This window comes from Mycobacterium sp. DL99, from assembly GCF_004762045.1.
Taxonomy (GTDB): domain Bacteria; phylum Actinomycetota; class Actinomycetes; order Mycobacteriales; family Mycobacteriaceae; genus Mycobacterium.
The window spans coordinates 5,440,531-5,466,421 of the sequence record NZ_SJOM01000007.1 but is presented as its reverse complement, the minus strand read 5'-3'; the positions used below and the strand labels follow the sequence as shown (position 1 = coordinate 5,466,421).

24 protein-coding genes are annotated in these 25,891 nt (G+C 66.0%); 19 read left to right on the top strand and 5 right to left on the bottom strand.

Annotated elements, in window-relative coordinates; all coding sequences use genetic code 11:
- Nucleotides 1–42 precede the first annotated feature (42 nt).
- Nucleotides 43–2,208: a SulP family inorganic anion transporter gene (locus tag EYZ64_RS26665; RefSeq protein WP_135458256.1), complete on the bottom strand. Its 2,166-nt coding sequence runs from the start codon at nucleotides 2,206–2,208 to the stop codon at nucleotides 43–45.
- 478 nt (nucleotides 2,209–2,686) lie between these two features.
- On the opposite strand from EYZ64_RS26665, the gene EYZ64_RS26660 reads away from it, so the two are divergent.
- The 4 genes from EYZ64_RS26660 (at nucleotide 2,687) to EYZ64_RS26645 (ending at nucleotide 5,991) form a co-directional block, all read left to right on the top strand.
- Complete coding sequence (locus tag EYZ64_RS26660) at nucleotides 2,687–3,460, top strand: response regulator transcription factor (RefSeq protein ID WP_135458254.1); 774 nt, start codon at nucleotides 2,687–2,689, stop codon at nucleotides 3,458–3,460.
- Between the two features lie 7 nt (nucleotides 3,461–3,467).
- Nucleotides 3,468–4,985: a sensor histidine kinase gene (locus EYZ64_RS26655; protein ID WP_135458253.1), complete on the top strand. Its 1,518-nt coding sequence runs from the start codon at nucleotides 3,468–3,470 to the stop codon at nucleotides 4,983–4,985.
- A gap of 119 nt (nucleotides 4,986–5,104) precedes the next feature.
- A complete protein-coding gene (locus tag EYZ64_RS26650; protein ID WP_135458251.1) occupies nucleotides 5,105–5,425 on the top strand; it encodes a hypothetical protein in 321 nt (106 codons plus the stop codon).
- Nucleotides 5,426–5,475: 50 nt separating this feature from the next.
- Nucleotides 5,476–5,991 carry a hypothetical protein gene (locus EYZ64_RS26645; protein ID WP_135458249.1) on the top strand — a complete coding sequence of 172 codons (516 nt, stop codon included), beginning with the start codon at nucleotides 5,476–5,478 and terminating at the stop codon, nucleotides 5,989–5,991.
- 17 nt (nucleotides 5,992–6,008) lie between these two features.
- On the opposite strand, the gene EYZ64_RS26640 is transcribed toward EYZ64_RS26645, so the two are convergent.
- On the bottom strand, nucleotides 6,009–7,448 hold the full coding sequence (locus EYZ64_RS26640; protein ID WP_135458247.1) for an APC family permease: 1,440 nt from the start codon (nucleotides 7,446–7,448) through the stop codon (nucleotides 6,009–6,011).
- Between the two features lie 18 nt (nucleotides 7,449–7,466).
- Nucleotides 7,467–8,612 (bottom strand): zinc-binding dehydrogenase, encoded by a 1,146-nt coding sequence (locus tag EYZ64_RS26635; RefSeq protein WP_135458245.1) that lies wholly within the window; start codon nucleotides 8,610–8,612, stop codon nucleotides 7,467–7,469.
- Nucleotides 8,613–8,765: 153 nt separating this feature from the next.
- On the opposite strand from EYZ64_RS26635, the gene EYZ64_RS26630 reads away from it, so the two are divergent.
- On the top strand, nucleotides 8,766–9,335 hold the full coding sequence (locus EYZ64_RS26630) for a helix-turn-helix domain-containing protein (RefSeq protein WP_135458243.1): 570 nt from the start codon (nucleotides 8,766–8,768) through the stop codon (nucleotides 9,333–9,335).
- Nucleotides 9,336–9,416: 81 nt separating this feature from the next.
- On the opposite strand, the gene EYZ64_RS26625 is transcribed toward EYZ64_RS26630, so the two are convergent.
- Both EYZ64_RS26625 and EYZ64_RS26620 read right to left on the bottom strand, forming a co-directional pair.
- A complete protein-coding gene (locus EYZ64_RS26625; protein WP_135458241.1) occupies nucleotides 9,417–10,442 on the bottom strand; it encodes an NAD(P)H-dependent glycerol-3-phosphate dehydrogenase in 1,026 nt (341 codons plus the stop codon).
- A 54-nt stretch (nucleotides 10,443–10,496) separates the two neighbouring features.
- Nucleotides 10,497–11,708 carry an MFS transporter gene (locus EYZ64_RS26620; RefSeq protein ID WP_135460273.1) on the bottom strand — a complete coding sequence of 404 codons (1,212 nt, stop codon included), beginning with the start codon at nucleotides 11,706–11,708 and terminating at the stop codon, nucleotides 10,497–10,499.
- Nucleotides 11,709–11,807: 99 nt separating this feature from the next.
- Here EYZ64_RS26620 and EYZ64_RS26615 point away from each other — a divergent pair, with 99 nt between their 5' ends.
- The 14 genes from EYZ64_RS26615 to EYZ64_RS26550 all read left to right on the top strand — a co-directional run bounded on the left by EYZ64_RS26615 (nucleotide 11,808) and on the right by EYZ64_RS26550 (nucleotide 25,878).
- A complete protein-coding gene (locus EYZ64_RS26615; protein WP_135458239.1) occupies nucleotides 11,808–12,137 on the top strand; it encodes an ArsR/SmtB family transcription factor in 330 nt (109 codons plus the stop codon).
- Nucleotides 12,138–12,680: 543 nt separating this feature from the next.
- Nucleotides 12,681–13,550: an MlaE family ABC transporter permease gene (locus EYZ64_RS26610; protein ID WP_135458237.1), complete on the top strand. Its 870-nt coding sequence runs from the start codon at nucleotides 12,681–12,683 to the stop codon at nucleotides 13,548–13,550.
- A 1-nt stretch (nucleotide 13,551) separates the two neighbouring features.
- Nucleotides 13,552–14,409: an ABC transporter permease gene (locus EYZ64_RS26605; RefSeq protein WP_135458234.1), complete on the top strand. Its 858-nt coding sequence runs from the start codon at nucleotides 13,552–13,554 to the stop codon at nucleotides 14,407–14,409.
- A complete protein-coding gene (locus EYZ64_RS26600; protein ID WP_135458232.1) occupies nucleotides 14,410–15,849 on the top strand; it encodes an MlaD family protein in 1,440 nt (479 codons plus the stop codon). It begins immediately after the preceding gene.
- Complete coding sequence (locus tag EYZ64_RS26595) at nucleotides 15,846–16,901, top strand: MlaD family protein (protein WP_135458231.1); 1,056 nt, start codon at nucleotides 15,846–15,848, stop codon at nucleotides 16,899–16,901. The genes EYZ64_RS26600 and EYZ64_RS26595 overlap by 4 nt, the downstream gene beginning before the upstream one ends.
- Nucleotides 16,894–17,967: an MlaD family protein gene (locus EYZ64_RS26590; protein WP_135458229.1), complete on the top strand. Its 1,074-nt coding sequence runs from the start codon at nucleotides 16,894–16,896 to the stop codon at nucleotides 17,965–17,967. The genes EYZ64_RS26595 and EYZ64_RS26590 overlap by 8 nt, the downstream gene beginning before the upstream one ends.
- On the top strand, nucleotides 17,964–19,082 hold the full coding sequence (locus tag EYZ64_RS26585) for an MCE family protein (protein WP_135458227.1): 1,119 nt from the start codon (nucleotides 17,964–17,966) through the stop codon (nucleotides 19,080–19,082). Before EYZ64_RS26590 ends, EYZ64_RS26585 begins: the two co-directional genes overlap by 4 nt.
- Nucleotides 19,079–20,320, top strand: a complete 1,242-nt coding sequence (locus EYZ64_RS26580; protein ID WP_135458225.1) for an MCE family protein — start codon at nucleotides 19,079–19,081, stop codon at nucleotides 20,318–20,320. The genes EYZ64_RS26585 and EYZ64_RS26580 overlap by 4 nt, the downstream gene beginning before the upstream one ends.
- Nucleotides 20,317–21,567 carry an MlaD family protein gene (locus tag EYZ64_RS26575; protein ID WP_135458223.1) on the top strand — a complete coding sequence of 417 codons (1,251 nt, stop codon included), beginning with the start codon at nucleotides 20,317–20,319 and terminating at the stop codon, nucleotides 21,565–21,567. Before EYZ64_RS26580 ends, EYZ64_RS26575 begins: the two co-directional genes overlap by 4 nt.
- A 24-nt stretch (nucleotides 21,568–21,591) precedes the next feature.
- Entirely contained in the window at nucleotides 21,592–22,245 is a 654-nt protein-coding gene (locus tag EYZ64_RS26570; protein WP_135458221.1) for an Rv1363c family protein, read from the top strand.
- An 11-nt stretch (nucleotides 22,246–22,256) separates the two neighbouring features.
- Entirely contained in the window at nucleotides 22,257–23,057 is an 801-nt protein-coding gene (locus EYZ64_RS26565) for a DUF3298 domain-containing protein (RefSeq protein WP_167858182.1), read from the top strand.
- A gap of 139 nt (nucleotides 23,058–23,196) precedes the next feature.
- Nucleotides 23,197–24,228, top strand: coding sequence for an ABC transporter substrate-binding protein (locus EYZ64_RS26560; protein ID WP_286175339.1), 1,032 nt, complete (start codon nucleotides 23,197–23,199; stop codon nucleotides 24,226–24,228).
- Entirely contained in the window at nucleotides 24,225–25,028 is an 804-nt protein-coding gene (locus EYZ64_RS26555; RefSeq protein ID WP_135458217.1) for an ABC transporter ATP-binding protein, read from the top strand. Before EYZ64_RS26560 ends, EYZ64_RS26555 begins: the two co-directional genes overlap by 4 nt.
- The gene (locus EYZ64_RS26550) at nucleotides 25,021–25,878 is read left to right on the top strand and encodes an ABC transporter permease (protein ID WP_286175147.1); all 858 of its coding nucleotides are present in this window, start codon (nucleotides 25,021–25,023) and stop codon (nucleotides 25,876–25,878) included. Before EYZ64_RS26555 ends, EYZ64_RS26550 begins: the two co-directional genes overlap by 8 nt.
- Nucleotides 25,879–25,891: the final 13 nt, after the last annotated feature.

Genomic DNA, 25,891 nt, shown 5'->3' with positions numbered 1-25,891 from the left:
GCGGGTGTGTCTGCTCCCTGACATGCCGCTCGCGGTGCTGAGTTATGCGGCGTCGGCGAGGGTCTCGACGTGCGTCGGCGTCACCCGCAGCACGCCGGCGCTGGCGATGTCGTAGAACAGGCCGATCACGTTGACCCGTCGCGCCAATGGATGTGCCTGCAGGGTCTGCACCTGGACTGCGATGTTGACCATCGACAGCTGATCCACCGTGCCGAAGCCTGCCTCAGCCGCCGACAGCGCCACCGGGTGACGACCCTCATCGAATGCATCGACGGATGGATTGCCATGGGCCAGCCAGGATTCCAGGTGTTTGTCGCCCGCGTCGGTCTTACCCATCATCGCGGTCATCGCGCCGCAGCTGGAATGTCCGCACACCACGATCGAGGAGACGTTGAGCTTGTCCACCGCGAACGCGATGGCCGCTTCGATCGAGGCGTCCGCCTGGCCGGCCGGCACCATGTTGCCGACATTGCGCACCGTGAACAGGTCTCCCGGACCGCTGCTGGTGATGACGTTGGGCACCACCCGCGAATCGGCGCACGTGAGGAACAGCGTCTCGGGCCGCTGCGCATGCGCCAGTTCCTGCATGTGCGGGCGCAGCATCGGGGCGGTGCGACGGTGATAGGCGGCCAGGCCGTGGAGTACCGAAGCCGACTCCTCGCGCTGCCAGGAACTCCACGGCACCACGCCGGAGCGTTTGTCGAACGGTGTGAAGCCCCGCATCGGCGGACCGGTGACGGCGCTACCCATCTCGACCACACCGACGTCGTGGATGTCGACCGTGCCACCGGTGGCCACGTGCTGGCGCTGCCATTCTTCGATGGTCTCGTGGGCGGCGTGGTCGATGAAGTCGACCGACAGCTCGACGGTCACCGCCGTACCCGACGGCACCTGCGCCAGCGCGCTGGTCAGTGTCGGCAGGGACAGGAACGTGCAGGAGCCCTCGATCGCGACCCGCCAGGTGTCCTTACCGGTGGGCTCGGCGACGATGTTGGTACGCACCACCCGCCACACGGTCAGTGCGACCGCCAGTGCCAGTCCGATCAGCACGCCTTCGAGCAGGTTGAGGAACACCACGCCGACCACGGTCACCGCGTACACCGCGAGATCACCTGTGCGCCGCGCTGTTTCGATGTGCGCGCGCTTGACCAACTGGCAGCCGATGACGATCAGCAGGCCGGCCAGGGCGGCGGTCGGGATCATCTGGGCCAGGCCGGCGAACGGCACGGCGAACGCCAGGATCCACACGCCGTGCAGGATTGCCGCGGCCCGGGTGCGGGCTCCGGCCGCGACGTTGGTGGAGCTGCGCACGATCACACCGGTGACGGGCAGCCCGCCGATGGCGCCGGAAGCGATGTTGGCGGCGCCCTGGCCGATCATCTCGCGGTCGAAGTTGGTGCGCGGGCCGGTGTGCATACGGTCCACCGACACCGCCGACAGCAGGCTCTCGACACTGGCGATCAGCGCGACGGTGAGCACACCGGCGGCGAACGCGCTCCAGTTGCCGTCGGGCAGGCTGGGCAGGGCCAGCGCGTCCAGCAGCGAGCCGTTGATCTGGATGCGGGTGACGTCACTGAACGGGGCCAGCAGCGACAGCGCGGTGACGCCGACGATGGCCACCAGCGGGCCGGGCACCTTCTTCACCGCTGCCGGTGCCCAACGCCACGCCACCAGGATCGCGATCACCAGTGCGCCCAGGATGACGCCGTGACCGTGGGCGTTGACCAGCTGACCTGGCAGTTCTGCGACGTTGGCCCAGGCCGAGCTGTTGGAGCTGCCGCCGAGCAGCACGTGGATCTGCTGCAGCGCGATGGTGATGCCGATGCCGGCCAGCATCGCGTGCACGACGACGGGGGAGATTGCCAGTGCGGCGCGCGCCACCCGGCTCAGGCCGAACAGCACCTGCAGCACGCCCGCGCACACCGTGATGGCGCAGGTGACCGCCCAGCCGAACTGTGAGATCAGTCCGGCCACCACGACTGTCAGCCCGGCCGCGGGCCCGCTGACCTGAAGCGGCGATCCGCCCAGGGCTCCGGCGATGATGCCGCCGACGATGGCGGCGATGATGCCGGCCAGTACCGGAGCGCCGGAGGCAACGGCGATACCCAACGACAACGGCAGGGCGACCAGGAAGACCACCAGGGAGGCGGGTACGTCGTACCGCAGAACGGCCCGGGCCCGTTCGGCGAGTTGGGTGGTTTGCTGCATGGCGCGCCTCCGTCTGGAGTTGGTGATGCGCGGACCCGCCTCGTTGCGGACCCGCACAAAGTTATTGACGTCGTTGTCGGTAAACAACTTCGAAAGGTGTTGGAGCACAGTGCGACACAAGTCGACTTATGGCTCAGTTGTAGCTCGGCAACACCCAATTACTGTGGGCGAGAGTATTTATCGCTGTGAGCGCGTGCAAGGAAGTTTGGGCCATGCATAGAGAACCCAAATGTTTCGGCGAAGTATCGAGCTGCATGAATATGCCTGGTGCGCAGGGCAAACCATTCAACAAATGGTTGCAGGCGGCACCAATTGTTCACCTACTCGTTTGAATCTGTATGTATCGCAATGTGTTTGATCTAGATCACCACTGGTCACGAACGTGACGAGAGTCATAGGGGAATCATAGAAACAGCATTCCCTTAGAACTCCATATGAACTCCGTGACAACACTCTGTGTACTCCGCACAATGGAAATATGACGACGATGTCCGTATCCCCCCGAGCCCAGCAACCCCGCCAGGCCATCCTCGGACAGTTGCCGAAGATCCACCGCGCCGACGGATCAGCTATCCGGGTGTTGCTGGTCGATGACGAGCCGGCGCTGACCAACCTGGTCAAGATGGCCCTGCACTATGAGGGCTGGGAAGTCGAAGTGGCCCATAACGGCCATGACGCGGTAGCAAAGTTCGACGAGATCGAACCGGATGTGGTGGTCTTGGACATCATGCTGCCGGATATCGACGGGCTGCAGATCCTGCAGCGGATGCGTGAGGCCGACGGCTACACGCCGACGCTGTTTCTGACGGCCAGGGATTCGGTGCTGGACCGGGTGTCCGGTCTGACCGCGGGGGCCGACGACTACATGACCAAGCCGTTCAGCCTCGAGGAGCTGGTGGCCCGGCTGCGCGGGCTGTTGCGCCGGTCCAGCCACACCACACCGCCGGCTGACGAAACCCTGAAGGTCGGCGACATGGTGCTCGACGGCGCCAGCCGCGAGGTCACCCGTGCCGGTGAGCCGATCAACCTCACCGTGACGGAGTTCGAGCTGTTGCGTTACCTGATGCGTAACCCGCGCCGGGCGCTGAGCCGCGCCGAGATCCTCGACCGGGTGTGGAACTACGGCTTCGGCGGGAAGTCCAGCATCGTGGACCTCTACATCTCCTACCTGCGCAAGAAGGTCGACACCGACCGCGAGCCGATGATCCACACCGTGCGCGGGGTGGGTTACATGCTGCGGCCCGCGTCGTGACCCGCTGATGCCGCCCAAAACCAAGTGGTGGTGGCCGCGCTCGCTACGCCGCCAATTGGTGCTGGGTGTCAGTGCGATCGTCACGGTGGCGCTGGCCGCGGTCGGCGCGTTGTCGGTGTACAGCCTGCACACCTATGTGTCGACGATGAGCGATGCCGAGGTGACGCGGTCGTTGGCGGCGTTCAGCCACTCCTATGAGAAGTGGCGAGAAGGCCAGACCGGGCACGTGCTCACCGCGGATGCCGAGGCGCTCACCGCGTTCGTCGGACAGGCGCCCGGCAACCTGATCGCGGTGCTACACGACGGCGAGGTGATCCAGTCGGCCGTGTTCTCCGACGGTGAGCCGCACCCGGCCCCGGTCTCGGTGACCCGCGCCCTCGACCAGTACGCCTGGACCGACGAGCACCCGCGCACGGTGAAGCTGCCGGTGCTCGGCTCGTATCGGCTGGCCAGCCAGCCTGCGGGCAACGGCGATGTGCTGGTGTCCGGGGTGTCCATGGAGAGCGCGAACCTGGTGATCGCCCGCAAGACGGTGACGGTCGCGGTGATGATCGTCGTTGCGCTGATCGCCACGGCATTGGGCACGGTCGCAGTGGTGCGTATCGCGCTGCGGCCGTTGCGCCGGGTCGCGGCCACCGCCGCCAAGGTGGCGACACTGCGGTTGGACGCCGGCGATCACCGCATCACGGCGCGGGTGCGTGACAAGGACACCGATCCGGACAACGAGGTCGGCATCGTCGGCGAGACACTCAACCAGCTGCTGTCCAACGTCGACAGTGCGCTGGCCGAGTTGGCGGCTTCCGATCGGCGCACGCGGCAGTTCCTCACCGATGCCAGCCATGAGCTGCGCACCCCGCTGGCGGCGATCCAGGGTTATGCCGAGCTCACCCGGCAGGACAGCGCGAACCTGCCGCCGACCACCGAATACGCGCTGGCCCGCATCGAGGCCGAGGCGCGCCGGATGACCGGGCTGGTCAGCGACCTGCTGTTGTTGTCCCGGCTCAGTGAGGGCCAGGACCTGGAGACCGACGACATCGACCTGAGCGATCTGGTGGTCGACGCGGTCAACGACGTGGCAGTGGGCGCACCCGAACATCACTGGGTGGCCGAACTGCCCGACGATCCGTTATGGGTGCGCGGCGATTTGGCTCGGCTGCACCAAGTGGTCAGCAATTTGTTGACAAATGCCCGGGTGCACACGCCGCCCGGTGTGACGGTCACCATTGCATTGACCGAGACCGATGAATTCGCGGAATTGACCGTTACCGACGACGGGCCGGGAATTGATGCGGAATTGTTGCCGAATCTCTTCGGCAGATTCGTCAGAGCCGATAAATCGCGGTCGCGAGAATTGGGTAGCACCGGGCTGGGCCTGGCCATCGTGGCGTCGATCATCGAGGCCCACCAGGGCACCGTGGCCGTCGCCTCGAAGCCAGGTGAGACGGTGTTTACCGTGCGTATCCCGCTGGCCGGCGAGTCCGCTCCGGACGCTGCCGGGCACCTGAAAAATATGAATTCCGCCTGAATATTCAATGCCCGGCAATTCATATGCGCTCATTCGTATGTGTTCAATATGAGTTGATGGACGCGGGTGAATTACCTGAATAGGCTGAAATCAATTCAGCAAGGAAGGCAGGTAGTTCAATGAGGAACACCGTCAAAAACACCGTTGTCGCCACCGTCGGGGCCGGTCTGGCCCTGAGCGCGCTGGCACTGGCCGGCCCGGCCGCGGCGGCACCGAGTGGCGCCGGATCGGCCCAGCAGACCATCAAGCAGTTGGAGGACGAGGGCTACCGCGTCATCTTGTCCCGAGTCGGCAGCGGCTCGATCGATGCCTGCAACGTCAAGGCGGTCCGTCCGGGTCGTGACATCACCGAACTCAAGGCGGCGCCTCGGGGCAACACCGAGGAGCGGGTCCGCTACACCACGGTGTACGTCGACCTCGCTTGCGGCCAGGGCAAGTAGCCGAACCCGGAGCGGTGGACCGCACTATCGCCCCGGGTTAGGGTGACGGCGTGCTGAGCAGAGTGGTGATTGGCCTGGTGAGCGCCGCGGGGGCGGCAGTGATGAGCGTGCCGCCGGTGGCGGCCGCGGAACCGGCGCCGGCTCCCGCCGTCCCCAACGTCAACGCGTACGCGCCGGTCAAGACCTCCGAGTACGCGGTGATGGACAACAACTGGTACGCGTTCGGCATCCCGGACGGCATCACCTGCGTACTACAGCGCTCCGGCACCTACGGCTGCAGCGGACCGATCCCGGCCGCACCCAACGGGGCCAATCTGGTCAGCGGCGGGCCCGGGGTGCCCGGGTTCGCCAGCTCGCCGGCGCCGGTGTTCGGCGTCGTCGAGAACCCCAAGCCGTTGCCGCCGAACTCGCGGATCAGCTACCAGACGATCAGCTGCGGCACCGACGGCGTGACGACCTCCTGCATCGATGGACGCAATCAGTCCGGCTTCGTGATCAGCCCGGCGGGCAGCTTCGTCATCGGTAAGCAGGAATCGGACTTCAAGCCCACCTTCACCATCGGCTGAGACCGCCATCGGCTGAATCAGCCGATTCCTTCGAGCGTCTCCATGTCGCTGGTGCCGATCTTCGCGATCACTTCCGGTGACCGGCGGCTCAGAATCCAGTACCAGGCCAGCGCGGCGGCAACCGTGGCCAGGAACAGCCACGGGATCACGTTGAGCGGGTAGGCCGGCACCGGATACACGTTGGCGTAGAACACATATGCCATTGATCCGATGGCCAGCGCGGCGGCCGGCCAGACCAGCGGGACGCGGACCTTGATGCTTCGCAGGAAGACGACGGCCGCGATCGCAGCGGCGGCGTACGCCACCATGTAACCGTAGGTCCCATAGGTGTCCACCCAGGTCACCACGTCCATCGCATCGACGCCGCCCAGGTACAGGACCACGGGCACCGCGATCACCAGTGGGCTGACCGAGATCAGGGCGCGGTGCGGGGTCAGGTGCGTCGGGTGGGTCCGGCCGATCGCCGACGGCACCACACCCTCTTTGCCCATCACGTACAGGATGCGGCCGATGACGTTCATCGGTGCGACCACCACGGCGAAGAACGATGCGGCGATACCGAAGTTGAGGATCGGGTTGAACCAGCCCGGCATGCCGACCAGGGTCGCGAGATCGTTGAGCGGCTGAGCGGATTCACCGAGGTCGGGTCCCAGCGCGGCCACTTGGGTGTAGGCGGCGAAGACGTACAGCACACCCACGCCGGCGGCGCTCCACATGATTGCCCGCGGCACCGCGCGGTAGGGATCTTTGGCCTCCCGGGCCAGGGCGTCGGCGCTGGAGAATCCGACGAAGCCCAGGATCGCCAGCACCATGCCCACCGCGATTCCCGACGGCTTGGCGCCGCTCAGGTCGAACTGGTCGGCGTCGAAGGCGTCCGCTCCCAGGTGCACCAGGGTGAAGACCAGCAGCAGGGTGATGATGGACACCGAAACCAATTCGAGCACAAGGGAAACCCGTGCGGAGAGGCGGATGCCGCGGATGGTGAACAACGTGGCCAGTGCACCGAGAACGGCGGCCAGCACGATCTGTGCGGCCACCCCATGGACCGGAATGCCGAGTTGGTTGAGCAGGGTGGCGGTGTAGGCCACCGAGCCGCTCAGTGAGCCTGCGGCGATACCGAAGCATCCGATGATCAGGCTGACGCCGGTCAGGTAGGCGCCGAACGGTCCCAGAGCGGTCGCGGCATAGCTGTACAGCGAGCCCGCGCTCGAACGGCGCTTGGCGAACTGCGAGATGCAGTACCCCACCGCGAGTATGACCACGGTGGCCAGCGCGAACGAGATCCAGGTGCCGTTACTGGCCGTGGTGTAGATGGCGGCAGCGGTGAACGCGATGACGGCGCTGGGTGCGATGTTGGCGATGGCCTGTGCGGCGAGTTCGCCGCCACCCATCACTCCGCGGCGCAGACCGGCATCCCCGTTCGGGGTCTCGGCCCGGGTCTGAAGATCTTCAGTCACTTGGGATCTCGATTCTTCTCAGGCGTTCGGGACGAGTAGTTGGCGCAGTGCGTGGCCGGCGGCCAGATCATCGAGGGCGGCCGCGGCTTCGGCCAGTGGTCGCCGGGCGGAGATCATCGAGGCCAGGTCGAGGTTGCCCGCCATCACCTCGTCGACCAGTTGCGGGATGTCCCGCTCGGGCACCGCCGAGCCGTAATTGGAGCCCAGTATCCGTTGATCGGCCTCGGCCAGCGCGAGCGGGTCGAAGCTGGCGCGTTCGCCGGCCGGTGGCAGGCCGACGATGACGGCGGCCCCGCCGAGGCCCAGCGCGGCGATGGCCTGTTCGGTGGTGGCGATCTTGCCGATGGCGTCGAAGATGTAGTCGTATCCGTCGGGCACCACCTCACGCAGGGCGGTCACCACGTCCTCGACCGCCGAGGCGTCGACGGTGTCGGTGGCTCCGAGTTTGCGTGCCAGGTCGAGCTTTTCGGCGACGACGTCGACCGCCACGATGCGTGAGGCGCCGGCCAGTCGGGCGCCCTGCACGCAGGCCAGGCCGACCCCGCCGCAGCCGATCACCGCGACGGTCGAATCGGGTTGTACGCCGGCGGTATTGCGCACCGCGCCCACTCCGGTGGCGATCGCACAGCCCACGATCGCGATGTCTTCCAGGGGTGCGTCCTTGCGGACCTTGACCGCGCCGCTGCGGGGAACCACGACCTGCTCGGCGTAGGAGGACACCCCGAGGTAGTGGTGGATCTGGCCGCGTTCGTTGGACAGCCGGGTGGTTCCGTCGTACAGGGTGCCGCCGGTGGCCACGACCGACGCGACCAGCGCGCATTGGGCCGGTCGGCCGGCCAGGCAGGCGCGGCATTCGCCGCAGCCGGGCACCCAGCTGAGCACCACATGGTCGCCGGGTTCGAGGTCGTCGACGCCGGCGCCGACCGCGGTGACCACGCCGGATCCTTCGTGTCCCAGCACCACCGGCGCCGGGACGTCCCAGGCTCCGGTGGTGACGTGCAGGTCGGAGTGACAAACGCCGGCGGCGGCGATCTTGACCCGCACCTCACCGGGGCCGGGGGCGGCCAGGTCGACGTGCTCGATGGTGATGGATCCGTTGCCGTCGAGTACGGCGGCCTGAATCCGCGTCGACTCGCTGTTGGGCTCGGTTGCAGGTGCAGACACCGCGTGCCTTTCTGTGCTTCGGGGGGCACCGCCACGTGTAGGGTTCAATGCCATAAAACGATGGAACGTGTTTTACACCACTAAACGAACGTGCGTCAACAGGAAGGGGAAGCTTCAGTGGGGGACGGCCAGCAGACCGGCACGGAGACCGGCATGGGGCGGGCTGGGGCACGGCTGCGCGAATTCCGTGGTCAGCGCGGATTGAGCCTGACCGAGGTGGCCGCCCGGGCCGAGGTGACCAAGGGTTTCCTGAGCCTGGCCGAGCGGGGGATGACGAATGTCTCGGTCCCGGTGTTGATCCGGATCTGCGACGCACTGGAGATCGGCATCGGCGACCTGTTCGAGTACCCCTCGGCGCCGGTGGTGCGCAGCGGGGCCGGGGCGCCGCTGGAGATGGGCGGCCACGGGGTCCGGGAAGAGTTGCTGACCCCGAAGTCCGAACACCATGTGCAGGTGATGCACACCGTCATGCGGCCGGGCGGAGGCTCCGGCGGGGCCTACCGGCTCGATGCCGCAACGATTTTCGTCTACGTGCTGAAAGGCGAGCTCAGCATCACCGTCGAGGGGCAGACCACATTGCTGAACACCGGCGACAGCATGACCTTCGGTGCGACCCAGCTGCACGACTGGCACAACCCGACCGAGGGCGAGGCCGAGGTGCTCTGGACCATCGCCCCACCGGTCGGGGCCGAGGACTTCCGCGCCGCGGTGCGGGGCGCCTGAGGGCACGGTTCCGCGAAAGTGACGCAGTGGTCGTCGTCAGCGAGGCGTAGCGACCAGAGCGTCACTCCCGGCGCTGAAGACTCAGAACCCTGAGCCGTGCACCTCGTGCCCCGGCTTCTCGACCATCAGGCCGTAGTACGCGTCCTCCACCTTCGCGCCGTGGTTGATCACGCGGTCCACCTCGCGGGCGATGGGCATGTTGAGCCCGTACTTGTCGGCGAATTCCATGATCACGCTGGCGGCCTTGACGCCCTCGGCGACCTGATTCATCGAGGCGATGATCTCGTCGATCTTCTTACCCGCGCCCAGTTGCTCGCCGACGTGCCGGTTGCGGCTGCGCTGGCTGGTGCAGGTGACGATGAGGTCTCCCATGCCGGCCAGGCCCGCGAAGGTGTCGCGGTGTCCGCCCATGGCCTCGCCGAGTTTGGACATCTCCCGGACCGCGCGGGCCATCACCATCGCGCGGGTGTTCTCGCCGATGCCCAGTGAATAGCCCATGCCGACGGCGATGGCGTAGACGTTCTTGAGCGCCCCGGCCATCTCCACCCCGATCACGTCGTCGGTGGTGTAGGTGCGAAATCGCTTGGTGCGGAACAACTGTGCGAGATTCGCCGCGAGGTGTTGGTCGGGCATGGCCAGCACGGCGGCGGCGGCATAGCCCTCGGCGACCTCGCGGGCGATGTTGGGCCCGGCCAGGATCCCGGCCGGATGCCCGGGCAGCACCTCGTCGACGATCTCGCTCATCCGCCGGTTGGTGCCCTGCTCCAGGCCCTTGACCAGCGAGACCACCGGCACCCACGGCCGCAGTTCACGGGCCAGCTCGGTGAGCACCCCGCGGAAGCCGTGTGACGGCACGCCCATCACGATCACATCGGCGCAGTTGGCCGCCTCACTGAAATCGTTTGTGGCCTTGAGGCTTTGGGGGAGTACGACTTCGTTGCCCAGGTAGCGCGTGTTGCGGTGGTTGTCGTTGATGTCCTTGGCGGTCTCCTCCGAGCGCACCCACTGCAGCGTCGGCCCGCGCCGAGCACAGATGGAGGCGACGGTGGTGCCCCAAGATCCTCCGCCGAGGACGACGACGTTGGGTTCGCGTTGCGCTGGTGCCATGGCGATCAGAGTATTGCCGCGACGCCGTTGCTGAGCCCAAGTTGTCGAACTGGGTCAGTCGGTGCCGGTTCCGCGTCGACTCAGTGCCCCGATGCCCGCGGCGGCCAGGCAGGCCGTCGCCACCGCGGCGGCGAACCACGGGAAGACGGTGGCCAGGTCCCAGCGGGTGGCGGCCCAGCCGGCCAGCAGTGTCGGGACGGCCATCGCGGTATAGGCCAGCAGGTAGAACGCGGACATGGTCTCGCCGCGCTGGTCGGCCGGGACGACGTGCGACAGGTGCCGCAGCGATCCGCCGAAGCCGAGCCCGAACGTCGCGCCCAGCATTGCTGCCGCCACGAACACCAGGGGCCAGGATTGGGTGAGCAGCACCGGAACGGTCAGGCCCAGGGCGATCGCCATTCCCACGTCGCCGGCGATCGCGGAGCGGTGTGCCGGGATGCGGGTGGCGGCCAGTTGGGCCATCGCCGCGGAGAACGCGGTGATGGCCACGACTCCGCCGCCGAACACCAGGTTCTCGATGTGCGTCTGGTGTGCGGCCAGCGACGGATACAGCGAGAGCAGCACACCCAGCACCGACCAGGATGCCATCGCACCGAGTGCGGCGAACCAGAAGTCGGACCGGATCTCCTTGGCCACAGCAGGTTTCGAGATTCGGATAGGGCCGGGGGAGCGGGTGGTGTGGGTTTCGCGCAGGGCGAGGACGCCGACGCCGACCAGGACGCAGATCACCGCCACCACGGCGTAGGGGGTGCGCAGTGGGTGTGGGGCGTATTGCGCCAGGACGGCGGAGCCGATGATCGCGACGGTCATGCCGATGTTGAATGCGACGCCGCTGAGCTGTCCCGAGCGCACACCGCGGTGCGGACGCAGGTCGAGCAGCGCGGCGGCGGCCACCACCACGATCGAGCCGACGGCCGCGCCGTGGATGGTGCGGGCCAGCAGGAGCAGGGCAATGTTGTCGGCCACCAGGAAGACGCCGAGTCCGATGATCATCGCGATGAGGGCGCCCACGAGCACGGGCTTACGGCCGATGACGTCGGATATGCGGCCGGACACGAGCACAGCGGCCAGCGCGGCCAGTGCGTAGACCGCGAAGACGATCGTGGTGGCCAGCGGAGTGAGGTGCCAGGCGGTTTCGTAGATCCCGTACAGCGGCGCGGGCAGACCCGAGACTCCGAGGGCGACACCACTGAGGATCAGTAGCAGCGGGTAGGCCCAACGCTGGTTGTCCGGGCCGAGCGAACCTTCCGCCGAAATCCCCGCCATCGTCATGCCCCGTCCGGTAGGTTTGACGTTCATCGAACCTGGCTGAGCTTACGCCCGGTTTGACGTTCATCAAACTTATTTTCCGGTGGCGGAGGGCGCATGGCAGAGGCTCCGGCGGTCGAGGCGCAATGTCCCGTCGGGGCGTTGCCTCAGTTGCTGGCCGCCCTCCAGGACCCGGTCCGGCTGGAGATGGTGCGTCGTTTGCACGAGGTCGGTGAGCCGGTGAAGTGCGCGGCGCTGTATGACGGCATCAACAAGTCGACGGCGACCCACCACTTCAACATCTTGCGCGACGCCGGGCTGACCGAGCGGGTGGTCAGCGAGGGGCACATCTATCAGCGGCTGCGCACGCGGGACGTGGACGCCGCTATGCCGGGCCTGCTGGATGCGATCGTGGCGCAGGCGAACCGGGAATCCGGCCGCCACTGAGCGGGTCCTGCCGGTGCGCGCACGAGATGTTCCGAAACCCGACTGACATCGCCTGTAGTCAGTAGACTTCGGCGCAACGGCGCGGCAGGGGTACCGGGCGCCACCCGTCAGCAAGATCTGGCAACTTTTTCCGCGGTTTCGACACGATCGGCAAAGTTAACGTGCATGCCGGGCACTGATTCCGTGGTGAGTTTGTCCGTGGGGCGCGAATCCCTGACCGTTCGGGGTGTGGCCCTTACGTCGGCGTCAATGCGAATGGCGCTCACTTTGGCCTGAATGCACTGCATTTACACGTGATACGGGAAGTGGCAAGTGATCGCCCGCACGTGGGAGCGGCGGTGGCGGTGCGCCGGCGGTGACGACGGATTTGCCGGAAATTGATGAGCCAATCTCGCTAAGTGAATGAGAATTCGGCAAAACATTGACGGGGGATGAGCGCCGACGCTACGGTGCCAACCACTGCGAGTTATCCGGCCGGCGGTGGCCATATCTCTGCCTGGGGAGGGATGGATCTGTGTTGGTTCTGCTGCTTAATGAGAGAGGATGACGGCGCCGCCCGAGAGCGTGGCTGATGGGGTCGACTCGGAACGGGGAATCGACGCCATCGAGAACTGGGCCACCGGCTATGCCAGGCGTCATCCGCTGGCCTCGCTCACCACGGTCGGGGACCAGTTCGTGCTCGGAGTCCGGACCGTTCAGATTCTCTTCCTCGACCTGGTGACGGGCCGCTTCCAATGGCAGGAGTTCGTCCGCCAGGGTGCCTTCATGGCCGGCACGGCCGTGCTCCCCACCGTGCTGGTGGCCCTACCGATCGGCGTCACCCTCTCCATACAGTTCGCCCTGCTGGCCGGGCAGGTCGGCGCGACGTCACTGGCCGGTGCGGCCAGTGGACTGGCCGTGATTCGGCAGGCCGCGTCGCTGGTCGCGGCCGTTCTGATGGCCGCCGCGGTCGGGTCGGCGATCACCGCCGACCTGGGTTCGCGGACCATGCGTGAGGAAACCGACGCCATGGAGGTCATGGGCGTCTCGGTGATTCAGCGGCTGGTCGTGCCGCGCTTCGTCGCCGCGATCATGATCGGCGTCGCGCTCACCGGGGTGGTGTGCTTCGTCGGCTTCCTGGCGAGCTTCCTGTTCAACGTCTACTTCCAGAACGGTGCCCCCGGCAGCTTCGTGGCAACCTTCGCCTCGTTTGCTACCACCGGTGACATGATCGTGGCTCTGTTGAAGGCGGTGATCTTCGGCGCCATCGTGGCCGTGGTGTCGTGTCAGAAGGGGCTGTCCACCAAAGGCGGCCCCACCGGCGTCGCGAACTCCGTGAACGCGGCGGTGGTGGAATCGATTCTGTTGCTGATGGTGGTCAACGTGGCGATCAGCCAGCTCTACATCATGTTGTTCCCCCGGGTCGGGCTGTGACATGACGGCCTCCACATTCGTCCCACCGTTGTTCGCGCCGTGGGTGCGGCTGTACAAACGGGCCTCCAAGCCGGTGATGCGCCTGGGTCACATGATGGTGTTCTTCGTCCGGGCACTGGCAGCGGTACCGATCGTGCTGCGGCACTACCGCGCAGAATTCGTCCGGCTGCTCTCCGACATCGCCTGGGGCAACGGATCACTCGTGGTCGGCGGCGGAACCATCGGGGTGGCGGTGGTGCTGGGCATCACCATGGGGGCGCTCGTCGGCATCGAGGGATACAACTTCCTCGACCTCCTCGGGCTCGGCCCGGCCACCGGCATCATCTCGTCCCTGGTGAACACCCGTGAACTGGCGCCGATCGCCGCCTCACTGGCCTTCGCAACACAGGCCGGATGCCGGTTCACCGCGCAGCTGGGGTCGATGCGCATCGCCGAGGAGATCGACGCGCTCGATTCCATCGCGATCCGCCCGATCCCGTACCTGGTCACCACCCGGCTGATGGCCGCGGTGGTCGCGGTGATCCCGCTTTACGCGCTCTGCCTGGCAGTGAGCTATCTGACCACCCAGTTGGTGGTCTTCCTGATCAGCGGCGGCTCGACCGGTTCCTACCTGCATTACTTCAGCCTCATGCTGTCCGGGCAGGACATCCTCTACTCGGTACTGAAAGCGGTCATCTTCGTCTGGATCGCCTCCACGGTGCAGTGCTACTACGGGTTCTACGCCTCGGGCGGGCCGGTGGGCGTGGGCGTGGCCGCCGGCCATGCCATGCGGGCCAGCATCACCGTGGTGGTCATCGTGAACATGCTGCTCACCATGGCGCTGTGGACGGTCGATTCAGGAGCGAGGTTCGGCGGCTAGATGGGCAACTCGCTGGAAATGGACGGGCGTGGCCCGACCGACCGTCAACTGCTCGGCTGTGGTGCCGCCGTACTTGTTGTAGCAGTACTGATTTCGACGTTCCTTCTGGTGAAGGCCACCGGGCGGCTCGACGCGCGGGTGCCGGTGGTGGCCGCCCTGGTCAACGTCGGCGACGGTCTGCCGCAGCGGTCCGACGTGAAGTATCACGGCGTGCTCGTCGGGATGGTCGACGACGTCGTCCCGGCCGCCAACGGCGATCCCAACTTCGTCCACATCGACCTCAACCCCGAATACGCGGGCGCCATTCCGAACACGGTGACGGCACGTGTGGTGCCCAGCAACGTCTTCGCGGTGTCGTCGGTGCAGTTGGTCGACCGCTCCGACGGACCGGCTCCGGCGATCTCCGCGGGCGCACAGATCCCCGAGGACACCGAACTGCCGACAGTGTTGTTCCAGACCACGATCAGCAAGCTGCGCGACGTGCTGGCCGCCACCGGGCGCGGTCGTGAGGACAAAACGGTGGGCATCCTGGCCGCGGTGAACGCCGCGACCGAGAACCGCCGAACCGAATTGCTCACCAGCGGAGCGCAATTGAACCGGCTGATCGATCAGCTCGACTCGGTGGTGGCCACCGAACCCGGCCAGACCACGGTCTCCGCACTGATCGACGCGACCCACGGGCTGCAGCAGACCGCGCCGGATCTGCTCGATGCCCTGCACAAGGCGGTGCAGCCGATGCAGACCCTGGTCGAGCAGCGCTCCCAGCTGAACACCATGATCAACGGCGGGATCAACACCGTGGGAACGACGCACACCGCGCTCGGCAACCACGCCGACCAGCTGGCGAAGACCACGTCGAACCTGACGCCGGTTCTGGGTGTGCTGGCAGACACCTCCAACAACTGGGTGCCGGCCTTCGTCAAGCTCAATCAGCTGTCGGGCAAGTTCTTCGAGCACGTCTGGATGTCCGACCATGACATCGGCAACATGCGGGTGAACCTCTCGTTGACGCCGAGCTACGCCTACACCCGTGCCGACTGCCCGCAGTACGCCGGGCTCAAGGGGCCCAGCTGCTTCACCGCCCCGCTGGTGCCGACCCGGCCCTCGCTACCGGATGTGCTGTTGCCGCAGAACTTTCAGCCACCGGCTGATCTGATGCCGCCTCCCGGAACGGCGCTGGGCGCCAATGGGAATCTCGTCGCGGTCGGTCCGCCGTTGGTCAATCCGAACCCCGACCTGTCCGACCCGAATCCGCCGCTGCCGCCGTGGATGCCGGCGTCCGGACCGGTGCCGGGAACGGCGAACCCTGCACTGATGCCGGCGCCGCCCCCGCAGGTGCCACTGTCGCCGGTCGCGCCGGTGGCCCCGGGCGGCCCGCTGCTGCCCGCGGAGGCCGCACCCGCCGCCGGACAACCCGTTTCTGGAGAGGGAGGCCGATGAGGTACCGCGGTGCGACGATCGGCCTGTCGCTGTTCATGGTGGTCGCGCTGGGGCTGACCTGGCTCGTCTATGTCACGCTGCGCCGTGACGTGGCCGGCAAGACCGTGCCGTACGCCGCCCTGTTCTCCGATGTGTTCGGCCTGCGTGAGGGTGACGACGTCCGGATGGCCGGGGTACGGGTGGGGCGCGTCGAGAAGATCGAACTGCAGGGCGCCCTCGCCAAGGTGTCGTTCGTGGTGCAGGACAACCAACCGATGTACGGCCGGACCGCCGCCTCGGTGACCTACCAGAACATCGTCGGGCAGCGTTATCTCGGCTTGTCGCTGGGCAATATCGGTGACCCCGGCCCGCTTCCGGCCGGGAGCGTCATCCCCGTCGAACAGACCGATCCGTCCTTCGACGTCGGGACGCTGCTCAACGGGTATGAGCCGCTGTTCAGCGTGCTCAACCCGCGCGACGCCGACAATCTCACCAAAGGAGTGATCGCCTCGCTGCAGGGCGACAATTCCTCGATCGTCGCGCTCGTAGACCAGACCGCGCAGCTGACGGATTCCTTCGCCGGACGGGACCAGGAACTCGGAGAGGTGATCAACAATCTGAACGCGGTGGCCAAGAACCTGGCCGAGCACAACGACAGTCTCGACGAGGTGATCACCCAAACCCGGGGAATGGTCGCCACATTCGACGCCCGCCGGCCTGAGATGGTGGACTCGCTGGGTTCGATCTCCAAAGTGGTGCGCCAGTTGTCGACCATCAGCGATCAGGTGTACCCGTCACTCAACGAGCTCGTGACCCGGGAACCCGGGTTCGTCTCGCACATGGTGGGCATCGAACCGCAACTGGCGTTTACCGGCGCGAATCTCCCGCTGCTGCTCAAGGGATTCGCCCGGATGACCAACGAGGGCGCGTACGCCACCACCTATGCGTGCGACCTGAATGCGACGGGATTCTTCCCAGGCCTCAACGACGTCACACCGATCATCGTCGACGCCGCCACCCCGGGGAACAAGGCGCAGTACACCCCCAAATGCAGGAATTTGGCCAATGGTTGATCAGCTGACGAAACCGGAGACACCGACGGTGCCGGAGGCACCGAAGAAACCGCGCCGTCCACTGGAGAGCTACAACCGGACGCGGCTCGGGATCATCGCGATCGCCGTGGTGGCCGTTCTGATCGGGGCGATGTTGATCGTCAAGGTCGCCGATGTCGGCTACCGGCAGTACACCGCGCGGTTCCAGCAGGCCGCTGCGCTCAAGGCCGGTAACCCCATCACCGTTGCCGGCATGCCGGTGGGCGAGGTCAAGAGCATGAAGCTGGCCGGCGACCACGTCGAGGCCAAACTCAAGGTGCGCGATGACGTTCCGCTCGGAAAGGACTCCCGGGCAGTCATCAAGATCACCACCATCTTGGGCTCGCGTTATCTGGCCCTGCAGCCCGCGGGCTCAGGTTCCCTGCCCGACAACACCTTTGACCTCACTCACACCGAGGTGCCGTATGACCTGCAGGAGGCGCTGGGGGACGTCACCACCACCTTTGAGCAGGTCGACTCCGACAAGTTCGCCCAGACGCTGAGCATCCTCGGCAAGCAGATGGAGGGCCTGCCGGCAGTGGTGCCGCGGGCGCTGCAGAACACCCACACCCTGGCGACCATCATCGCCGACCGGCGGAACCAGCTGGGTTCCCTGCTGGAAACCACTGACCTGGTCGGCAACACTCTGCGTCGCCAGCAGGCCACGATCGGCAGCCTGGTCAACCAGGGCAACGACCTGGTCGGCGAATTCGTCATGCGCCGGGCGTCATTTCAGGCCATGCTCGCGGCCCTGACCAATCTGGTCCAGACCCTCACCGGCATCGTGGTGGACGACCGGCCACAGCTCGAGCAGCTGCTGACGAACCTGCGCGACCTGTCGAACATGTTGGGTCAGCACGACGATCTGCTGCGCAGCGTCCTGCAGTCGGGTCCGGTGGCCCTGCGCGGACTCGCCAACGCCACCGGCAATGGCAATGCCGGGGAGATGCACGTCGGCAACGGGTTGCTGATCGACTCCTGGATGTGTGCGATCAGTGGCCGGGCCAAACAGTTCAACATGATCCAGTACTACAAGGACTGCAAATGAGGGTGCTCCGTAGCAAGGTGTTGGCCCTGTGCGCCGCCGGTGCGGTGCTGATCGCCGCAGTCGTCGGCACCGGCTGGTGGTTTGTGAAGGAGCGGACCAATACCATCACGGTGACGGCCCAGTTCGACAGCGCGGCAGGGCTTTACGAGGGTAATACGGTCGCCGTGCTCGGTATGAAGGTCGGCAGCGTCAACAAGATCACGCCCAAGGGCAACTATGTCGAGGTCGAGTTCACCGTCGACAAGGATGTCCAGGTGCCGGCCGACGCGCAGGCGGTCACCATCTCCAATTCGATCCTCACCGACCGCCAGATCGAGCTGACCCCGGCCTACCGGGGCGGGCCGACACTGCAGAATCACGACACGATCGGTCTGAATCGGACCAAGACGCCGGTCGAGTTCGCCCGTGTGCTGGATGTATTGGACAAGTTGTCCTCCTCGTTGAAGGGTGACGGCAAGGGGAACGGACCCATCGGGGACGTCGTCAATGCCAGTGCGGCGATCGCCGACGGCAACGGTCAGCAGATGAAGGACGCCCTCGGTGAACTGTCAGACGCGTTGCGGCTCAGTTCCGATCGTGGAGCGGTGACCCGCGACCAGCTCACTACGATTGTGCGCAACCTGAGCTCGCTGTTCGAGGCGGCCTCCCGCAACGACGCCACGCTGCGGGAATTCGGTTCGTCGGTACGTCAGCTCAGCCAGATCCTGGCCGACGAGAACTTCGGCAGCGGCACCACCGGCAAGAAGATCAACGAGGTGATCACCCAGGTGGGCGAAGTGCTGCAGACGCACCGCGACGAGGTCAAACAGATTGTCCTCAACGGGAATACCGCGCTGACCGCAACGGTGGACCAGCGGCGAGATCTGGCCGAGTTCCTCGATCTCGCGCCGCTGACGCTGGACAACATCTATAACATCGTCGACCAGACGAATGGCTCGGCGCGGGCCCACGTCCTGGTGGACAAGGTGCTTTTCGATTCGCAGACCGTCAAGGAGGTCTGCAACATGATGGGGCTGCGCCAGTTGGGGTGCAGCACCGGAACCGTGCAGGACTTCGGTCCCGACTTCGGGCTGTCCTACATGCTCGACGGCATGGCGGCGATGGGACAGAGATGATCAGACCGGTGCGCAAATACGTTCTGCCCGTGGTGATGACGGCCTGCCTGACGATCTCGGGATGTGCCTCCGAGGGCCTGGCCAGCCTGCCGTTGCCGGCGCCCGGCGTCGGCTCGGGCGGTTACAAGCTGACCGCGATATTCGCCAATGCCCTGAACCTGCCGGCCAATGCCAAGGTGAAGTTGGCCGGTGCCGATGTGGGCGAGCTCGAGTCGATGGTGGCCAGCAACTACACCGCGGTGACCACCCTGCGCATCATGGATGGTGTCCGGTTGCCCCATGGCACCGAGGCCGAATTGCGTTCGGCGACACCGCTGGGAGATGTGTTCGTCTCGCTCAGGCCGCCGACCCCGGTCGACCCGAACGCGCCACTGCTCAAGGACGGCGACACCATCGACCTGGATTCGACACAGGCCGCCGCGACCGTCGAATCGCTGCTGGGTTCGGCGGCGATCCTGGTCAACGGTGGTGCGGTCCGTAACTTCACCAACATCATCAACGGTATGGGTAAGGCCACCGGTGACCAGGGCCAGGCGTTCGGCAATCTGATCGCCAAGACAAACCACACGCTGGGCACCCTGAACGCCCGCTCCGACCAACTTTCGACCGCGATGACCGAGACATCGCGGCTGTTGCGGCAGATCGAAGACAAGAACCAGACCGTCAGTGAGTTGATGGATGCGGCCGGGCCGGCTACGAACACGTTGGCCGAGCACACCACCCAGATCGCGGATCTGATCACCCAGATCGGCGACACCTCGGCGCAATTGCGCAAATTCCCGTCTGTCGCGGGCACCGACACCAGCGGGCGCAGCGTGATCGCCGATGCCAACAAGGTGGCGGGCGCCTGGAATGATGTGGCGCTCGCTCCCGATGCCTCGCTGTACGCGCTCAACCGGATGATGCCGCCCTTGGTGAAAGCGACTTCCGGCAGTGGCCTTTCGGTGCGCGCCAGCATCGACCGACTGATTCTCGGGTCGATTCCCGATATCGGGTTCGCGGGTGATCCGGGATTGCACGGCCCCAAGCGGTACAACTGGCATCAGCTGGTCGGCTCATTGCAGTACACGTTGTTGCGCCTGCAGGAGCGCGTCGTCGGCCGCGGCCCTTCGGTGCCGCAGATGCCGGTGATCCCGAGCCCGACCGAGCCCGGCGCGATCGTTCCCGCACCCGAGGCTCCTGCCGGGCCACCGCCTGGGGAGGTTCCGGCACCGGCACCGGCGGAGGCGCCACGATGATCAACGCACTCGCGGATTTCGTGGTCGGCGTGGTCCGGGCCGGGTACCGGCGCCGAGCCTGGCTGTCGGCCGGCGCGCTGGTGATGACCCTCGTTGTGGCCGGCGCCTACCTGATGATCGGGGCGCTGAGGGTCAAGCCTTTCGACTCCAGCTACCGCATCACCATCGAGTTGCCGGAATCCGCCGGCCTGCTGCCCAATCAGGACGTCACCCTGCGCGGCGTGCGGGTCGGGCGGGTGGAGCGGCTCAACATCACACCCACCGGGGTCCAGGCGGTGGTGAACGTGAATTCGGCCGTGTCGATTCCGAAGTCCAGCGATGTGCGGGTGTCCGGGCTGTCCCCGGCCGGTGAGCAGTACGTCGACTTCGCGGCGAACACGGCAGACGGCCCGTTCCTGACCGACGGCAGCGTGATCGGCCTGGGCAAGGCCACGGTGCCGGTCAGCCTGGCCCAGTTGCTCGCCGATGCCGACGGCGCGCTGTCCCAGGTCGATGTCGGCAAGCTCGAAGTGATCCGCCGGGAACTGAGTATGTCGCAAGCCGGTCCCCGCAAGTTGGCCGACGTCATCGACGGCGGCACGTTCCTCCTGTCGACGCTGGATTCGGTGCTGCCCGAGACGGTGAGCGTGCTGCGCAACAGCCGCGTGGTCTTCAACCTGATGTCGGAGAAGAACGCCGGCGTCGCGGTGGCGTCGGACAATTTGAGTTCGACGTTCGACGGGATCAACAAGATGCGCGAGGGCTTCCGTCGCCTCACGAACCAGACCCCGGGAGCGCTGAACTCCGTCGACAACCTGTTCGCCGACAACTCCGACACCATGGTGCAGCTGCTCGGAAGCCTCGCCAGCACTTCGCAATTGCTGTACCTGCGGGTGCCGGCGTTGAACGCGCTGTTCCCGAACTACCGCACGTCGGTGCTCGACGCCCTGGGCAGTGTCATGCATGACAACGGGCTGTGGGCCACCGCGGACATCTACCCGCGCTACACCTGCGACTACGGGACACCGCGTCGGCCACCGGCGTCGGCCGACTATCCGGAGCCCTACATGTATACCTATTGCACCGACGATCATCCGGGCGTCCTGGTCCGCGGGGCCAAGAACGCGCCGCGCCCGGCGGATGACGACACCGCAGGGCCGCCGCCCGGGGCAGATCTCGCGCGCACCACCGACCCGACACCGCGGGGGCGCTACACCATTCCGACTCCCTACGGCGGCCCGACCCTGCCGATCGAACCGCCCCGCTAATCCACCCAACCTCACCCAAAGGAGATGACGGTGACTGTTACGACTGACAAGAAGGCCGACGAAGATCTGGCCGAGATCGTCGACGACGCAATTGGTATCGAAGAGACGGCCGACGAGATCGTCGAGCCCGAAGTCGAGTCGGATACCGAGGACAAAGAGGAAGCCAAGGCTGAGCCCGAGGCGGAGGCCGCGAAACCGGGCCGGCGCAAGTGGGTGCTTGTCGGCATTGTGGTTGCGGTATTCGTTGCCGTCCTGGCCCTTTCGGGCTTCCTGGGATGGACGGTGTTGCAAAACCAGCAGGTGGCACAGGCCGGCAAACAGGCCCAGGACGCCGCGGTGTCCTACGCCCAGATCTTGACGAGTATCGATTCCGACAAGGTCGACGAGAATTTCAACCAGGTGCTGGCGGGTGCGACGGGCGAGTTCAAGGACATGTACTCGCAGTCGAGCATGCAGCTGCGCCAGTTGCTCATCGACAACAAGGCCTCGGCGCACGGTGTGGTGATGGAGTCCGCCGTGCAGTCGGCGACCAAGGACAAGGTTGTGGTGCTGTTGTTCGTCGACCAGTCGGTGTCCAACAGCACCGTTCCCGATCCGCGGATCGACCGTAGCCGCATCAAGATGACGATGGACAAGGTCGACGGGGAATGGCGCGCAAGCAAAGTGGAACTCGCCTGAGCCGGCCCATGATGCGCATCGGCAAGCTGATCGGCGCGGCGGCCGTGGTGGCGGCGGCCATCACGGCCGCCCCGTCCGCCGCGGCGTCGGCGGCATCTTTCTGCGACGACCTGGGCGCCCAGTGGGATGGGCAGTCCTGCCACACATCGGTGACCTCGGACCGAAAGGCGGTTCGTGACATCAAGATGGCGCTGCCCGGCGATCTGGTGGAAAACCCCGTCATCCGGCAGTACCTGACCAACCTGATGAACAACTGGCGCAACGCCGCGCAGAAGATGGCCGCCGACAGCTTCGGCGAGGAGCAGTTCGAGATTTTCCAGCATGGTGACGCGATGACGGCCGTCTTCCATGAGATGTACTCAGGGACGGTCGGTACCGACGCCCTGTCACACCCGAACGCGCCTATCGTCAGCGACGCCTACCGCACCTTCACGTTCGCAGGCGGGCGGCAAGTGCAGCTGGCCGACCTGTTCAAACCGGGCGCCGATTACCGGGCCGAGATCCCGCGCCTGGGTGAGCCGTTCATCGTCGCCGCACTCGATGCCGCACCGCCGCCGCACCAGCCCGGCACCTATCCGTTCACCCCGGACCGCTGGACCCCGGACAACGTCTACTCGGGCGGATACAAGGCCTGGGCGCTGACACCGGACGAGCTGATCCTCTATATGCCGGACTATCCGGTCGGGCGGGACAGTCCGGTCGATTTCACCCCGGGCCGGATGCAGTGGGCGATGGACGGCGGCACGGTGCAGGCGCACATCCCGCTCTCGGCGCTGGCCCCGGTGCTGCAGCCGCAGTTCGGCGGGGCCTGACCCGGTCACAGTCGGCCCTTTCGATTCTTCGCGAGGCTAATGGGTTACCCGGCCTGAGTTTGTTGCCACCATGAGCCGCACCAATCAGTGCGACTCCATGGGGGACACGGCCATGCGCCTATTCAGTTCGGTACTCGCGATGCTCAGCGCACTCGTGGTGGTACTGACCGCGTGTGGCTCATCCGGTGAGTCGGCGCGCACGGAAGGCGGCAAGACCGTGGTGCGTTACCAGGGCTGGGCCGGTGAGGTTCGATTCCAGGAACTGGCCGAAGACCTCGGTTACTACCAGAAGATCAAGCTCGATTGGGTCGGGAACACCACCAGCGGTCCGCAGGACATCCAGTCGGTGGCCACCGGCGATATCGACGTGGGTGAGGCGTTCAACGGTGCGGTGGTCAAACTCAACGCCGCCGGCGCGCCGATCACCTCGGTGCTCAGCTCCTACGGCGCCGACGAGGGCGAGTACACCGGGTACTTCGTGCTGGAGAACAGTCCGATCCACTCAGCTCGAGACCTGATCGGCAAGAAGGTCGGGATGAACACCCTTGGCGCCCACCACGAATTCCTGACCCGGGAATGGCTGGCCAAGGAGGGGCTGACCAACGACGAGATCAAGACGGTGACCCTCACCGTGGTGCCGCCGGTCAACACTGAGCAAGCGTTGCGGGAGAAGCAGATCGACGTCGCGGCGCTCAACGGGATCTGGCGCGAAACCGCGCAGCAACGCGGGGGGATCCGGCCGCTGTTCACCGACAAGTCTCTGTTCGGGGCGTTCAGCTACGGCACCTACGTGGTCCGGGACGAATTCCTGGCCAAGAACAGGGATGCGGTGGCCGATTATGTCCAGGGCACCGCGCGGGCGATCCGCTGGACCCAGGTGACCCCGCGCGACGAGGTGGTGGCCAGGTTCCGAGAGATCATCAACAAGCGACAGCGCAACGAGGACACGCAGTCCATCGAATACTGGCGCAGCTCGGGCATTCCGGTTCCCGGCGCGGTGATCGCCGAACGCGAACTGCAGACCTGGATCGACTGGCTCGTGCGCAACGGTGAGCTCAAGGAAGGCCAGCTGAAGGCGAAAGACCTCTACACCAACGAGCTCAACCCGTACGCGAACGGCACTTACCCCGACGGCAGCGGCCCCGATGGGAAAGCGCTGGCACACAAGTGAGTACGCAACCCAAGCTGCGCCTGCGCAATGTGACCAAGCAGTTCCCGATCCGCAGTGAGAAGGCAAGTTTCACGGCACTCCAGGACATCAGCATCGACCTGGCGGCAGGGGAGTTCCTGGTGCTCGTCGGGCCGAGTGGCTGCGGCAAGTCGACGCTGCTGGACCTGCTCGGTGGGCTGACCCAGCCGACATCGGGGGAGATTCTCCTCGACGGCAAGCCCGTCACCGGCCCGGGACTGGATCGTGGCATCGTCTTCCAGCAATATGCCCTGCTGCCGTGGCGCACAGCCCGCAAGAACATCGAATTCGGCCTGGAAGCAAAGGGTTTACCCTCGGGCGAGCGGCGCCGGCGGGCCGAGGAGTACCTCGAGCTGGTCGGGCTGCAGGGCTTCGCCGATCGCTACCCGCACGAACTGTCCGGTGGAATGAAGCAGCGCGTCGCGATCGCCCGCAGCCTCGCGTTCGATCCCGAGGTGCTGCTGATGGACGAGCCGTTCGCCGCGCTGGACGCCCAGACTCGCGAATCCCTGCAGGACGAGCTGTTGAGGATCTGGCGGGCGACCGGCAAGACCATCCTGTTCATCACCCACGGCATCGACGAGGCGCTGTACCTCGGTCAGCGGGTCGCGGTGCTGACGTCGCGGCCCGGCCGGATCAAGCAGATCGTCGAAGTCGACATCGACCGCAGCACCGACGACATCCGCTCCAGCGAGGGATTCCGGGCGCAGCGTCACCGCATCTGGTCGCTGCTGCACGACGAGGTGCAACGCGCCCGGTCCGAGGAGGTTCAGCATGTCTAGCGCCATCGCGGTCGCACCCGTCGAGTCACAAGCCGAGATTCCAACCGAGACGCCGACGGCGCCGGAGCTCGAGCATCGCGGCCCCCGGTTGCAGGCCCTGGCCTGGCGTCTGTTGCGGCTCACGGTGGTTGTCGCCGCGTTCCTGGCGCTGTGGGAGGCGGCCCCGCGGATCGGGCTGGTGGACAAGGTCTTTCTGCCGCCGTTCTCCGAAGTCGTCAGCGCGTGGTTCACGCTGCTGGGCAACGGTCAACTGGCCGAGCATGTCTCGGCCAGCCTGTCGCGCGCCCTGGCCGGATTGGCGATCGCGATCGTGGTCAGCATTCCACTGGGGGTGGCGATCGCCTGGTACCGCCCGGTCGCGGAGTTCCTCAACCCGATCCTGGAGTTGTTCCGCAACACCGCCGCGCTCGCTCTGCTTCCGGTGTTCATCCTCATTCTGGGGATCGGGGAAACATCGAAAGTGGCGCTGGTGATCTATGCCGCGTCGTTCCCGATCCTGCTCAACACCATTTCCGGGGTGCGCACTGTGGACCCCCTTCTGATCAAATCGGCCCGCTCCCTCGGGCTTTCCCCGATCCGGCTGTTCCAAAAGGTGATCCTGCCCGCGGCGGTGCCGACCATCTTCACCGGTCTGCGCATGGCAGCGGCTTCTTCCATCCTGGTGCTGATCGCCGCCGAGATGGTCGGCGCCAAGGCGGGTTTGGGATATCTGATCACCGCATCACAGCTCAACTTCCAGATCCCCAACATGTACGCCGGCATCGTCACGATCGCCCTGGTGGGCGTCATCTTCAACGGCATCGTGGTGGCCATCGAAGGGCGGCTGTCGGGCTGGCGGGCCACCACCTAACCGAAGGACTTTC

Bases quoted from the DNA above. Each gene is read 5' to 3' on its own strand.
- EYZ64_RS26665 (WP_135458256.1), bottom strand. From the start codon at position 2,208: ATGCAGCAAACCACCCAACTCGCCGAACGGGCCCGGGCCGTTCTGCGG.
- EYZ64_RS26660 (WP_135458254.1), top strand. From the start codon at position 2,687: ATGACGACGATGTCCGTATCCCCCCGAGCCCAGCAACCCCGCCAGGCC.
- EYZ64_RS26655 (WP_135458253.1), top strand. From the start codon at position 3,468: ATGCCGCCCAAAACCAAGTGGTGGTGGCCGCGCTCGCTACGCCGCCAA.
- EYZ64_RS26650 (WP_135458251.1), top strand. From the start codon at position 5,105: ATGAGGAACACCGTCAAAAACACCGTTGTCGCCACCGTCGGGGCCGGT.
- EYZ64_RS26630 (WP_135458243.1), top strand. From the start codon at position 8,766: ATGGGGCGGGCTGGGGCACGGCTGCGCGAATTCCGTGGTCAGCGCGGA.
- EYZ64_RS26625 (WP_135458241.1), bottom strand. From the start codon at position 10,442: ATGGCACCAGCGCAACGCGAACCCAACGTCGTCGTCCTCGGCGGAGGA.
- EYZ64_RS26620 (WP_135460273.1), bottom strand. From the start codon at position 11,708: ATGGCGGGGATTTCGGCGGAAGGTTCGCTCGGCCCGGACAACCAGCGT.
- EYZ64_RS26615 (WP_135458239.1), top strand. From the start codon at position 11,808: ATGGCAGAGGCTCCGGCGGTCGAGGCGCAATGTCCCGTCGGGGCGTTG.
- EYZ64_RS26610 (WP_135458237.1), top strand. From the start codon at position 12,681: ATGACGGCGCCGCCCGAGAGCGTGGCTGATGGGGTCGACTCGGAACGG.
- EYZ64_RS26605 (WP_135458234.1), top strand. From the start codon at position 13,552: ATGACGGCCTCCACATTCGTCCCACCGTTGTTCGCGCCGTGGGTGCGG.
- EYZ64_RS26600 (WP_135458232.1), top strand. From the start codon at position 14,410: ATGGGCAACTCGCTGGAAATGGACGGGCGTGGCCCGACCGACCGTCAA.
- EYZ64_RS26595 (WP_135458231.1), top strand. From the start codon at position 15,846: ATGAGGTACCGCGGTGCGACGATCGGCCTGTCGCTGTTCATGGTGGTC.
- EYZ64_RS26590 (WP_135458229.1), top strand. From the start codon at position 16,894: ATGGTTGATCAGCTGACGAAACCGGAGACACCGACGGTGCCGGAGGCA.
- EYZ64_RS26585 (WP_135458227.1), top strand. From the start codon at position 17,964: ATGAGGGTGCTCCGTAGCAAGGTGTTGGCCCTGTGCGCCGCCGGTGCG.
- EYZ64_RS26580 (WP_135458225.1), top strand. From the start codon at position 19,079: ATGATCAGACCGGTGCGCAAATACGTTCTGCCCGTGGTGATGACGGCC.
- EYZ64_RS26575 (WP_135458223.1), top strand. From the start codon at position 20,317: ATGATCAACGCACTCGCGGATTTCGTGGTCGGCGTGGTCCGGGCCGGG.
- EYZ64_RS26570 (WP_135458221.1), top strand. From the start codon at position 21,592: ATGACGGTGACTGTTACGACTGACAAGAAGGCCGACGAAGATCTGGCC.
- EYZ64_RS26565 (WP_167858182.1), top strand. From the start codon at position 22,257: ATGCGCATCGGCAAGCTGATCGGCGCGGCGGCCGTGGTGGCGGCGGCC.
- EYZ64_RS26560 (WP_286175339.1), top strand. From the start codon at position 23,197: ATGCTCAGCGCACTCGTGGTGGTACTGACCGCGTGTGGCTCATCCGGT.
- EYZ64_RS26550 (WP_286175147.1), top strand. From the start codon at position 25,021: ATGTCTAGCGCCATCGCGGTCGCACCCGTCGAGTCACAAGCCGAGATT.